The organism is Helicobacter pullorum, assembly GCF_900638355.1.
GTDB classification, from domain to species: Bacteria; Campylobacterota; Campylobacteria; order Campylobacterales; family Helicobacteraceae; genus Helicobacter_D; species Helicobacter_D pullorum.
In genome coordinates this window covers 569094-581086 of record NZ_LR134509.1, presented here as the reverse complement: position 1 = coordinate 581086, position 11993 = coordinate 569094, and the positions used below count along the sequence as shown (strand labels likewise).

13 protein-coding genes are annotated in these 11993 nt (G+C 34.3%); 7 read left to right on the top strand and 6 right to left on the bottom strand.

The features are described from left to right. Positions 1 to 227 precede the first annotated feature (227 nt). Positions 228 to 1697 (bottom strand): 2,3-bisphosphoglycerate-independent phosphoglycerate mutase, encoded by a 1470-nt coding sequence (gpmI, locus tag EL247_RS02995; protein ID WP_126441971.1) that lies wholly within the window; start codon positions 1695 to 1697, stop codon positions 228 to 230. Between the two features lie 84 nt (positions 1698 to 1781). Between gpmI and mraY the strand changes: the two genes are divergently transcribed. Next, complete coding sequence (mraY, locus tag EL247_RS02990; protein WP_126441970.1) at positions 1782 to 2840, top strand: phospho-N-acetylmuramoyl-pentapeptide-transferase; 1059 nt, start codon at positions 1782 to 1784, stop codon at positions 2838 to 2840. Between the two features lie 11 nt (positions 2841 to 2851). Continuing rightward, entirely contained in the window at positions 2852 to 4069 is a 1218-nt protein-coding gene (murD, locus tag EL247_RS02985) for a UDP-N-acetylmuramoyl-L-alanine--D-glutamate ligase (RefSeq protein WP_126441969.1), read from the top strand. Here the strand turns inward: murD and EL247_RS02980 are convergent. Next, entirely contained in the window at positions 4055 to 4951 is an 897-nt protein-coding gene (locus EL247_RS02980; protein ID WP_005022626.1) for a LysR substrate-binding domain-containing protein, read from the bottom strand. The genes murD and EL247_RS02980 overlap by 15 nt on opposite strands. A gap of 147 nt (positions 4952 to 5098) precedes the next feature. On the opposite strand from EL247_RS02980, the gene EL247_RS02975 reads away from it, so the two are divergent. Continuing rightward, complete coding sequence (locus tag EL247_RS02975; RefSeq protein WP_126441968.1) at positions 5099 to 6211, top strand: putative sulfate exporter family transporter; 1113 nt, start codon at positions 5099 to 5101, stop codon at positions 6209 to 6211. Here EL247_RS02975 and EL247_RS02970 read toward each other — a convergent pair whose 3' ends face one another. The 4 genes from EL247_RS02970 to EL247_RS02955 all read right to left on the bottom strand — a co-directional run bounded on the left by EL247_RS02970 (position 6212) and on the right by EL247_RS02955 (position 8256). Continuing rightward, positions 6212 to 6526, bottom strand: a complete 315-nt coding sequence (locus EL247_RS02970; RefSeq protein ID WP_126441967.1) for a rhodanese-like domain-containing protein — start codon at positions 6524 to 6526, stop codon at positions 6212 to 6214. A gap of 23 nt (positions 6527 to 6549) precedes the next feature. Further along, on the bottom strand, positions 6550 to 7140 hold the full coding sequence (rsmD, locus tag EL247_RS02965) for a 16S rRNA (guanine(966)-N(2))-methyltransferase RsmD (protein WP_005022623.1): 591 nt from the start codon (positions 7138 to 7140) through the stop codon (positions 6550 to 6552). After that, on the bottom strand, positions 7121 to 7576 hold the full coding sequence (locus EL247_RS02960) for a hypothetical protein (RefSeq protein WP_060661680.1): 456 nt from the start codon (positions 7574 to 7576) through the stop codon (positions 7121 to 7123). The genes rsmD and EL247_RS02960 overlap by 20 nt, the downstream gene beginning before the upstream one ends. A gap of 128 nt (positions 7577 to 7704) precedes the next feature. Then, positions 7705 to 8256 (bottom strand): superoxide dismutase family protein, encoded by a 552-nt coding sequence (locus EL247_RS02955; protein WP_005022620.1) that lies wholly within the window; start codon positions 8254 to 8256, stop codon positions 7705 to 7707. Positions 8257 to 8467: 211 nt separating this feature from the next. On the opposite strand from EL247_RS02955, the gene aroQ reads away from it, so the two are divergent. Genes aroQ through flhF form a run of 4 tightly spaced genes read left to right on the top strand, consistent with a single transcriptional unit; the run spans position 8468 to position 11992 of the window. Beyond that, on the top strand, positions 8468 to 8953 hold the full coding sequence (gene aroQ, locus EL247_RS02950; protein WP_005022618.1) for a type II 3-dehydroquinate dehydratase: 486 nt from the start codon (positions 8468 to 8470) through the stop codon (positions 8951 to 8953). Positions 8954 to 8965: 12 nt separating this feature from the next. After that, positions 8966 to 10009: a M24 family metallopeptidase gene (locus tag EL247_RS02945; RefSeq protein ID WP_126441966.1), complete on the top strand. Its 1044-nt coding sequence runs from the start codon at positions 8966 to 8968 to the stop codon at positions 10007 to 10009. Continuing rightward, complete coding sequence (gene folK, locus EL247_RS02940) at positions 9984 to 10589, top strand: 2-amino-4-hydroxy-6-hydroxymethyldihydropteridine diphosphokinase (RefSeq protein ID WP_060663182.1); 606 nt, start codon at positions 9984 to 9986, stop codon at positions 10587 to 10589. The genes EL247_RS02945 and folK overlap by 26 nt, the downstream gene beginning before the upstream one ends. Further along, positions 10586 to 11992, top strand: a complete 1407-nt coding sequence (gene flhF / locus EL247_RS02935; RefSeq protein WP_126441965.1) for a flagellar biosynthesis protein FlhF — start codon at positions 10586 to 10588, stop codon at positions 11990 to 11992. The genes folK and flhF overlap by 4 nt, the downstream gene beginning before the upstream one ends. The last annotated feature ends 1 nt before the right edge of the window (position 11993 follow it).

Below are 11993 nucleotides of genomic sequence, written 5' to 3'. Positions count from 1 at the left end.
AAATATTTGAAATTTTATAAAAATAAAACTAACTTTAAAATAATAAATAAAATATTTATATTTTATTAAAATCACTTTTATAATGGGGGGGGGGGGGGCAAAATGTGTTTATAAGGGGCATTGGCAGTCATTAAAAATTAATTATTATGAGTGTTTTGTTTATTTATTTGCAAATGGTTTATACCCAAAAAAGTAAAATTTAATTTGCCCTATTCAATGTTTATTTGTCAAAACAAAGGATTATCCATTTCTTTGGGTATTTCTAATCCCATCAGTTTTAAAATACTTGGTGCGATATTGTTTAAACCTCCATTTTGCACCTTTTGCACATTGGGTGCGGAGATAAAACACCATACTTCGCCTGTCGTGTGGTTGGTGAGAATCTCGCCTTTGTCATTTTGCATTTCTTCACAATTCCCATGATCACTTGTAAGGACAAAGGCATAACCATTTTGCTTGGCACTCTCATAGATTCTACCAATCTCGCTATCTACTGCTTCTACTGCTTTTATCGCTGCTTCATACACGCCTGTATGCCCTACCATATCGCCATTTGCAAAATTTACAACGATAAAATCATAGTTTTCTTGTATCGCCTTTAGCACACAATCCCCTACTTCTTTGGCACTCATTTCTGGCTTTTGGTCATAAGTTTTTACCTTTGGGGAGGGGATTAAAACTCTTGTTTCATTGGGATATGGCTCTTCTAATCCACCATTAAAAAAGAAAGTAACATGGGCGTATTTTTCTGTCTCTGCTGTGTGGAATTGGCGGAGGTGGTGTTTGGAGATTACTTCTGCTAGTGTATTTGGGATATTTTCTTTGGGGAACAAAATGGGGAAATCAAAATTTTTGTCATAAGGCGTCATAGTGATAAGCGGTATTTTGAGCCATTTTTTTCTTTGAAATTCACTGAAATTTTCATTGCCTAATGCACTTACAATCTCTCTTGCTCTATCGCTTCTAAAATTTACAAAAATTAAGCCATCTTTGGCTTTTATCACGCTATTATCAAAACTTGCAGGTTTGATAAATTCATCAAAAATGCCCTCTTGGTAGCTTTGGTGGATATATTCTTGGGGTGAAATGGATTGTGGATTTTCTGCACATACAATGACATTATAAGCTTCTTCTATCCGCTCCCAGCGATTATCTCTATCCATAGCATAAAAACGCCCACTAATCGAAGAAATCTTGATATTTTTATTTTGTATTTTTGTTTGCACTTCTTCTAGGAATTTTAACGCAGTTTGTGGCAAAACATCTCTACCATCTGTAATGAGATGCAATAATATCTCATAGCCTTTGCCCTCTAAGCCTAATGCTAGGGCTAAAATATGCTCCAAATGCGAATGCACTCCGCCATCACTCATTAAGCCAACTAGATGAATCCTTTTGCAATTTTGCAAAGATTGCAATGCGGGATTTTCTAAAAGTGTCCCATTTTGAATTGCTTGATTGATTTTGACTAAATCTTGATAGAGGATTCTTCCGCTTCCCATACACATATGCCCTACTTCAGAATTTCCCATTTGTCCATCAGGCAATCCCACAGAAAGCCCATAAGTTTTAATCATTCCATAAGGGACTTCTTGGAATAACCTCTCATAATTAGGCTTCTTTGCTGCCTTAAAAGCGTTGTATTTTTCTTGTTTGCTATCACCAATGCCATCTGTAATTATCAAAATTGTCTTCATAATCTTATATCCATTTTAAAGTTTATTTAGATAGAATCCTACCTTATTTTTTTGATTTTTTGAATTTTTTGTGAAAGTTTTTAGATGATCTATTATTTATATAGTTTTTTAGAAATTAATTTGTTTCAATATATTACATTTAGGGCTGCGATTGCTTTTTTTGTGGCGTTTTTTTTGACTATTTTTATTATGCCTTATTATATTGTATGGGCAAGGAAAAAGAATGCTAATCAGCCCATTTCGCAATTTACCCCACAAAACCACAAGCAAAAAGTCAATATCCCTACAATGGGCGGAATCATTTTTGTATTTGCGACACTTGTTGCTTCTATTTTGTGTGCAAAACTCGATAATGCCTTTGTTGTCTTTGGTTTAATGAGCCTTGTTTTGTTTTCAAGTATTGGAATTTATGATGATTATTCTAAAGTGCTACAAAGAAAAAATGCCGGCATGAGTGCAAAAATGAAATTTACCCTGCAAGCTATAAGCGGTTTTTTGGTTTCTTTGGGACTTTATTGTTATGGTATGGATAGCCATTTTTATTTGCCATTTTTCAAGAATTTTATTTGGGATTGGGGGCTATTTAGTCTTTTGTTTTGGACGCTAGTGTTTGTTGCTACAAGCAATGCAGTCAATCTCACCGATGGCTTAGATGGACTTGCAACTATTCCTTCCATTTATGCTTTAACTTCTTTGGGAATCTTTGTGTATATTGCAGGACATTCTGTATTTAGCACCTATCTTTTGTATCCAAAAATCCCAGATAGCGGGGAAGTTGTGGTTGTCTCTGCTGCTTTGATAGGTGCATTAATAGGCTTTTTGTGGTATAACTGCCACCCTGCACAAGTCTTTATGGGTGATAGTGGAAGTTTGGCATTAGGCGGAGTGATTGCCTATATGGCAATTATCTCTAAAAATGAAATTTTGCTATTTGTGATTGGATTTATTTTTGTAATAGAGGCACTCTCGGTGCTTTTGCAAATTGGTAGCTACAAAACACGAGGAAAAAAGCTGTTTTTGATGGCACCTTTGCATCACCATTTTGAAGAAAAGGGCTTAAGTGAGAGCAAAATTATCGTCCGATTTTGGATTATTGCTTTGATGAGTAACCTCATCGCACTTTTGACTATCAAACTAAGATAAGGGAGGATTGAATGCTTATTTTACTAGGATATGGGCAAACTAATAAAGCACTTGCAGAGAAATTTGCTCCTTGCTGTATTTTTGATGATAGTTTTACTCAAATTTCAAAAGATTCTTATGGGAATACTCTACTTCCTCCAAACAAACTTCAAGAAACTTTGCAAAAATATCCTCAAGCACAAATCATCACCACACCGGGAATCCCACCACAAAACGCAATGATAAAACTTACTAACCCCATAAGTGAGTATGATTTTTTTGCTACAAAAATGCCTTTTAGTATTTGGATTAGCGGGACAAATGGAAAAACCACTACCACCCAAATGCTCACTCATCTTTTAAAACACAAAGGGGCTATAAGCGGTGGAAATATCGGGAATCCTCTAGCAAATATGGATACTAATGCACCGCTTTGGATTTTGGAAACTAGCTCTTTTACCCTCCATTACACCAAAATTGCTAAACCTAATCTTTATTTGCTTTTGCCCATTACACAAGATCATATCAGTTGGCATGGGGATTATGAATCTTATATCAATGATAAGCTCAAGCCTATTTTGACAATGCAAGATAAAGAAATCGCTATTCTTCCAAAGTCTCTACAATCTCACTCCTTTTGCCAAAAAAGCCTTGCAAAGCTTTTTTTCTATGAAGATTCACAATCGCTTGCTAGAGAGTTTTTTTTGGAGATTCCAAAAATTCGCTTCCAAGAACCCTTTTTGCTTGATGCACTTTTGGCTTTGAGTGCAACACAGGTTTTATTCCAACAAGTTGATTATGATTTGCTCAATTCTTTTAAAATCGGCGAACACAAAATAGAAGAATTTTGGGATAACCAAAATCGCCTATGGGTAGATGATAGCAAAGGGACGAATCTTGATGCGACTTTGGAGGCTATCAAACGCTACAAAGATAAGAAAATTCATCTTATTTTGGGGGGAGATGATAAAGGGGCGGATTTAACTCCGCTTTTTGAATTTATGCGATTATGCCAAATTAGCCTATATGCCATTGGCTCTAATACACAAAAACTAACCCATTTAGCAGAAAAATATCACATTAACCATTTGCCTTGCTATACGCTAGAAGTCGCTGTAAATGAGATTAAAAAACACCATAATTCCCAAAGTATTGCTATGCTTTCCCCCGCTGCTGCAAGTTTGGATCAATTTTCTTCTTACAAGCAAAGGGGGGAGAAATTTAAATCTTTTGTGCTAAATACCCCTTAAACCCTCGCTTACAAATTCTTCAAAACGCGTCAAAACAGAGTTAAGAAGCTGACTTTTTCGCTTTAGGCTATAAAAATGTCTCTCCAAATTTAGATTGATAATTTCCAAAGGGAATAAGATTCCATTCTGCAATTCTTGTTTGATAGCCACTTCTGAGAATACCGCAATCGCTCCTTTGTTAATCACCAAATCCTTAATCGCTGTCGTCCTATCTAGCTCCAAAAAAATTGGAATTTCCTTTTTGAGATTCCCCAAAGCATTCAAAAAACTATCCCTAAGCCCAGAACCATACTCCCTAAAAATCCATTTTTTATCTAATAATTCATCAATATATCTAGGCTTAGAAGCCAAAATAAAATCATTGCTTGCCACCACCAAAGTATCTTCACACAAAACCTCTCTTATTAACCCCTCGCTTTTAGCATATTCTAGCCCGATTTCCCCCTCTACAATCGCTAATTCCACATCACCATTTTTTAGAAGGCTTAAGCATTCTTTGGTATTGTAAATTTTAAAATTAATTTTAACTTTGGGGTATTCTTTGGCAAAATCAAACAAAATTCTAGGCAAAAAATATTCTCCAATGGTATGTGTTGCTACAATATTAATCTCTCCTAGCAATACACCCTCTTCCCCCAAAGCCTCCAAACTCGAATAATACCCCTGCACCACTTCAAGCCACATTCCCCCAAGGTATAAGGCTTGAGTAGTAGGCAAAAGCTTTTTGCCTAATCTCTCAAAAAGCTTGATACCAAACATTTTTTCGATATTTTTAACAATCACTGAAACATTTGGCTGGGTAGTTTTGAAGTTTTCTGCTGTGAGCGTGGGACTTTTGGTGTGCAACAAATCTATAAAAATCTCTAAATCTCTTATTTTCATTCTATTTCCTTATTTTTCTTTATGGATTATTCCACATTTTCAATAAATTTTCATTAATATTTTTTATTGTTTTAATAAAATTGATATATTTTTATTATTTGATACAAAATTATATAATTTCCAAAAATTTATTGAAGGGAGGATTTTATGATAAATCTTATTCATTTTAAAAATTTTTTGCAATCTATCTTTAGGGGAGTATTTTTTGTCGGAGTTATTGTAGCTTTGGCTTTTTATCTAGCAAGTGTAGAAAAGATTCAAGATTCTACGCATTTGGCAGCCACTGCATTTGCAATTATCATTGGCGCTATACTTTCTCCTTGGTTTTTTAAATACCAACATTCATTACAAGCTGGGGTTCAATTTAGTGCTAAAAAACTCTTGCGTTTGGGGATTATTCTTTATGGATTTAATATCACTTTTAATGAGCTTTATAATATCGGATTTTATGGATTTTTGATTGCTTTTATTGTGATTAGTGTCGTATTTTTGGTAGGTCTTTTTGTGGGGGTTAAAGTTTTTGGACTTGATAGAGAAACCTCTATGCTTGTAAGTGCTGGGAGTGCTATTTGTGGTGCTGCTGCGGTTTTGGCATTAGAATCCACTCTCAAATCTGATTCTTTTAAAGGGGTTGTTGCAGTTGGAAGTGTCGTTGTTTTTGGGCTTATTGCGATGTTTTTATACCCTATTGCCTTTAGTAGTGGATTTATACCGCTTTTAAATAGCGATGGAATGGGGCTTTTTATGGGAGCTACTTTGCATGAAGTTGCTAATGTCGCTGGAGCAGCTGAAATGGCAAAAGATATGACAAGTGGAGCCTTTACTCAAAGTGCTGCAAATCTTGCTATTATCCTCAAAATGATGCGAGTAATTTTATTGGTGCCCTTTTTGCTAATTGTTGGCTATTATGTCGCCAAAGATAATTCCCACAGCAATAATCCTCACCACACTAGCAAAAAAATCGATATTCCCTATTTTGCTTTTCTTTTTTTGGGTATTATTGTTTTGAATACTTTTTTGAACACTTACAAAGAAACTTTAATTTTTGCTAATTTTAGCGTGCAATCTTTGATTGATTGCGGTAGGCTTCTTTGTACTCTTTGTATTGTTTTTGCTATGGCTGCCTTGGGCTTACAAATCGATTTTAAAAAATTTATAAAACTAGGGGGAAAGGCATTTGGATTAGCCCTTGTATTATTTGCAATACTTATTTTTGGTGGATACTTCCTTATCCTTTGTTTTCAAGGTATTTTGTGGTAGCTATTCTAGGCAATGAGCGATTTCTTCGTCCAAAAAATAAATATTTTGGTATCCTGCTTCTACCAAATCACTACCTAGCAAAGAAGCAGAATGCCCCAAATAGCAATTAATTAGAATCTTTTTATTGAGTGCGAGTATTTCTTGTAACTCTTCTTGTGTTGTGATGTTTTTTGCACCCTTTAAATGTCCAGCCCTGAAGTCATCGGGCATTCTAATATCTACACAAATCCATTCATCATTTTCCAAAATCCCTGCTAAATCTTCTTTAAAAATCGCTTTAGCTAGGCTTTTGTATCGCTTTCCATAATATTGCATTTTTTTCCTTTTAGTTTTATTGATTAGGCTACAAAATAACTCAAACTACTTTTGCCAAATTTCTTTGTTTTTACCTTTTTGAAACTTCCAATGAATTGCGGTATTTCCAAACTAGAAATATGCTCTAAAATAACAATTCCAAAAACTTTGGTATCGAGTTTTTCTATCATTTTAAAGCATTTTTGATAGATTCCAGTCATCCCTTCTCTAATATCAAAAGGTGGGTCAAAATACCCTATACTCAAATAATCTAAGCCCTTCAATGCTTCTTGATATTTTTCAAAAGTATCCCCAAAAACAATACGATAATGGCAACCTTGACAGATATTTTGCAAATTTTCTTCCAAAATTCTACAAGTTTCTTTGTTTTGTTCAAAGAATATTGCACTTTTGGCACCTCTGCTTAGTGCTTCAATACCAATGCTTCCACTTCCAGCAAAAAACTCCACAAAATTTGCCAACACCACTTCTTGATTTAATGTATTAAAAAGAGATTCTTTCAAAATCGCTTTAGATGAGCGAGTAATTTCTAGGGGTGCCATTTTGATATTTCTCCCCTTAAAAGCACCTCCAATTACTTTTAATAAAGGCTTCTTATTTTGATTTGTTTTCATTATTTTTTTCTTTGTAATGCTCTTGCACTATCATTGTGATTTCTTTGGCGTAATTTTCTAACACTTTAAGAATCTTTTGATGAAGTTCCAAATCTAAAGGCTTCTTTTCCTCCTCTATCTCTACATCTTTTAGCATTTCATTCCAATTTGCACTCTCTACATTAGTATATTTAATCTCTTCCTCTTCTTTGGCTTCTTGTTCCCCTCTTATTTGCATAAAGAAAGCTTCAAGGGCTTGTAATAAAATCTCTTTTGTAAAAGGTTTATGCAAATTTGCATTTTCATATTCACCAATCAAAAAAACAGGCTTTTGAGAATCTACAGGTTGCGTTGCGACAACAAAATCACAAAGTTTATAGCTTGTCAAATAATCTTTTAAATACATCTCCAAAGTTCTATCAAGCAACAAAGAATCGCTTATGAGAGCTATCTTCATAAATATTCTCCCTAAAATCAAAAAATTAAAGAATTATATTCAAAATTTTACAAAAAGGTAAAGAGGAAATATTGATGAAAGTATAGAGATAATCTATACTTTCAAAAATGCAAGAATCAAAAAATAAATTATCGGATAACTCCACACACCATTCTAGCACCACCTCCACCTAAAACTTGTGGATGATCATGGTAATTATCACCGCCAACATGAATCATTAAAGAATGATTTTTTAATTCTTCTAAAGTTTTAATTTTTGGGGACAATACCGGAGTTTTAATCTCATTTTTATCGCTAGAATAAAGTGCTGGCAAATCTCCCTTATGCCCTTCATCTGCCCAAGGATAAGAATGTGCCTTATTCTCTTGTGGATCCCAATGTCCTCCTGCTTTCATTCCTAAGCCCTTCTCTGTAGCTCCACAATCTGGATTAACATGCACATGGAATCCATGTATTCCGCTCTCAATACCCTTTAAATCTGGATAAAAGGCAACCCCATATTTTGTCTCTACTGCTACAATCTCACCTGCTGGGGTATTGCCCTTTTCCCCTAAAATCTCCATTTTAATTACGAGGTGATTCTTTTCTGCTTTTGGATTGTAAATCTTTGTTTCATCTTGTGCCATTAAACCTACTGAAACAAAACTAACCGCCAATGCACTAAGTAAAATTTTCTTCATAATCTATCCTTAATCTTAAAAATGTTTAATACAAAATTATTCTAACACACTCCCAAACAATATTCAATTTTCTTGTATAGAAAAAATCATTTTTATTTTACTTTGTGCAAAAAAGTAACCAAAAAATCTTTTATAGAAAATCAAAATAGAAATTATTATGTTTTTTGTTATAATTACCAAAATTTTTTACTTTGTATATTAAGGAGCTTTTATGAAAGTAATTGTAATCCAAGGACCAAATTTAAATATGCTTGGAATTAGAGAACCGCGAATCTATGGGACAGCAAAACTCGAAACCATTCATCAAAATATCCAAAAACACGCCGAACAAATCGGACTAGAAGTAGATTTTTTTCAAAGCAACTTTGAGGGGGAAATCGTCGATAAGATTCAAGAATCTTTAGGACAATACCAAGGTATTATTATCAATCCTGCGGCTTATTCCCACACTTCTGTTGCTATCCGCGATGCAATTTCTGCGGTGGGATTACCAACTATTGAAGTGCATATCTCTAATATCCATGCTAGAGAAGAATTCCGACAAAAAAGTCTCACAGCTGGAGCATGTTCTGGAGTGATTGCTGGTTTTGGTCCAATGGGTTATCATTTGGCATTGCAAGGCATCTCACAAATCCTCAATGAGATTCAAGCTATTAGACAAGCTAGAGAGGCTCAAGCAAAACAACAAGAACAATAAATAGTGTAAAATATGGATAATTTTATCATCAAAGATGAAAATGCAGTTTATTTTGAAACGAGTTATAGTTGCGATAATGTAATCTTCCTTGCCATCGGAGAGAAAGGTTATTTTATCACAGATGGACGCTATGAAGTCGAGGCAAAAGAGAATATCAAAAATCATAAATACGAAATTGAGATTCTCATCAGCCACAATCTCATACGCACCGTTAGGACTATTTTAAAGAAAAACGAAAAAATCTCTCTTATTTATAATCCTCAAGAATTTTCTGTCTATGAGTTTGAAAAACTAAGCAGTGATTTAAAAATTAATTTTATGCCAAAGCCAAATTTTCATCAAGAAAAAAGAATCCGCAAAACACAAGATGAAATAAACCTCATTGAATATTCACAAAAACTAAACATTAAAGCCTTTGATAAATTTGCTAAGTGGATTGACAAAAAAGGCAAAAATCGAAGCGAGGCTTTTTTGCATTTTAAATCACAAAGTTTTTTAAGCAAAAAAGGTCAATATGATTTGAGTTTTAACCCTATTGTTGGCATTAATGGAAATGCAGCAAAACCGCATGCCCTACCTTCAAGCGATATTCTCCAAAAGGGAGATTTGCTACTTTTTGATGCGGGCATAAAATACAAAAGATACTGCTCTGATAGGACAAGGACAGGATACTTTAGCAAAGATGGATTTAACTTTGCCAAAAAACAAACCTTCAAAGATAAAGAATTACAAAAAATCTATGATATTGTTTTAAAAGCTCAAGAAAATGCCATTAAAAACGCAAAAGCAGGAATGTTGGCTTGTGAAATTGATGCCTTAGCGCGCAGTGTGATAGAAAAGGCTGGTTATGGAAAATACTTCGTGCATTCCACTGGACATGGGATTGGCTTAGATATTCACGAACTCCCAATCATCTCTCCACGCTCTAAAACCATTATTGAAGAAGGTATGGTTTTTTCCATAGAGCCCGGCATTTATATTCCCCAAAAATACGGTGTCCGCATTGAAGATTTGGTCGTGATAGAACAAAATGGAGCAAGGATTCTTGGAGAATAAAACCAAAACTTATTTCAATACAAAAACCTACCACACAAAAGAAATCAAAAAAGACTTTTGGCGTTTTATCCCCCTTTATCCAAAGCCCAAATACCACTTAAAGCCTGCTAATAAACTTCCAAGATTCCTTCTTATCCGCAGAGAAAATCCCTATCGCCATTTCAAAGACTATTCTAAAATTCAATCTTATGTAATTTTAGGAATTGGCAGCAATCAAGGAGAATCTTTGGCAATTTTTTGGAAACTTTTTTTAAGGTTGCAAAAGAAAAATGATATAATTGCTTTTTCTCCTTTTTTGAAAAATCCAGCTTTTGGATACACAAAACAGGCAGATTTTTATAATGGTATTATTTGGCTAAAAACAAGGCTTGGCTATGCTGATTTTTTTAGCCATTGTGCGTATTTGGAAAGAAATTTTGGGCGAAAACGCAAACGAGATTTTAAAAATGCACCAAGGACTTTAGATATTGATATTTTGGGTTTTAAAAACAAAAATATAACTCTTAATCATTTATGTATCCCACACAAAGAGTGGGCAAAAAGAGAGAGCGTAACTATCCCTCTAAAAGGATTCAAATGAAATTATTTACTTATACCGCAGAAACTTCTACTCTAGCCTTAGCAGAGGCTAAAAAAGAATTAGGCGATGAATTTTCTATCATCTCACAAAAGAAACTTGCCGATGGAAATTATGAAATCTCTGTTGCTATTAGCGAAGAAGATTTAAAACAAGTCAAAGAAAAACAAGAATTAGCCCAAAAAGAAAATTTACCTTTGGTCAAAAGCAATAATATCGCCGAACGCTTAGAACTCATTGCACAAAAAGAACTAGAAAGAAAACGCGCTGCTCAAAGCCTCCAAAGCCTCCCAGAAGAAGTTTCGCTCCAACTTTCAGATGCAGTGCGACAAATCTCACAAATTGCCGGTGTGAATACAAAAATCCCTCCAAAATCTCCCTATAATCCCAAAGAAAAATCTTCACGCGATGAAAAAATAGAAAAGTCTCAAGCACCATCTAATTCCCTTGAAAATACCAAAGCCAAAAAACAAGAAAATCCTCAAGATTCAGTCAATCTCCAAATCATAAGAGGGGAAATTGACAAACTCAATGACAAAATCAAACTCATTCAAAATATGTTTTGGGAAGAAAGAGGACCAAAAAAAGAAGGTTTGATTATCCCTCATGAATTTGCAGAAATTTATCGCATCGCAAAAGCAAGCGGAATGGCAAAAGAACATTTAGAAAAAATTATGCAGCTAACTTTGGAATTAATGCCTATTAAAATGCGTGAAAATTCTATACTAATCAAACGATACTTCCGAGAAGTATTGCGAAAAATGGTTTATGCAAGAGCAGAAAATCTTAGTAGCAATGTAAAAAATATTATGATGTTAGTTGGTCCAACAGGTGTTGGAAAAACCACCACTTTAGCCAAACTTGCAGCCCGCTATTCAAGAATGCTTAATAAAAACTATAAAGTTGGTATTATTACCTTGGATACTTATCGGATTGGTGCAGTAGATCAGTTGATGTTTTATGCCAAAAAAATGAAACTAAGCATTGATACGGTGGTAGATACAGAAGAATTTATCAATGCACTTGATTCACTCAAATATTGCGATTATATCTTAATTGACACCGTGGGAAGCTCCCAGCATGATAGAGCCAAACTAGAATCTCTCAAAAATTTTGTCAATGCAGACCCAAACACCAAAATCGATGTTAGCCTTGTGATGAGTGCAACGACAAAATACGAAGACTTAAAAGATATTTATCACACTTTTTCAACATTAGGAATTGATACACTCATTTTTACAAAACTTGATGAAACGCATAGCTATGGGAATATTTTTTCTCTCATCTATGAAACCAAAAAAGCAACGAGTTATTTTTCAATCGGTCAAGAAGTCCCTAATGATTTGATGGTTGCTACAAGTGATTTTTTAATTGATTGCTTACTTGATGGACTAAAACGAGCCTAGA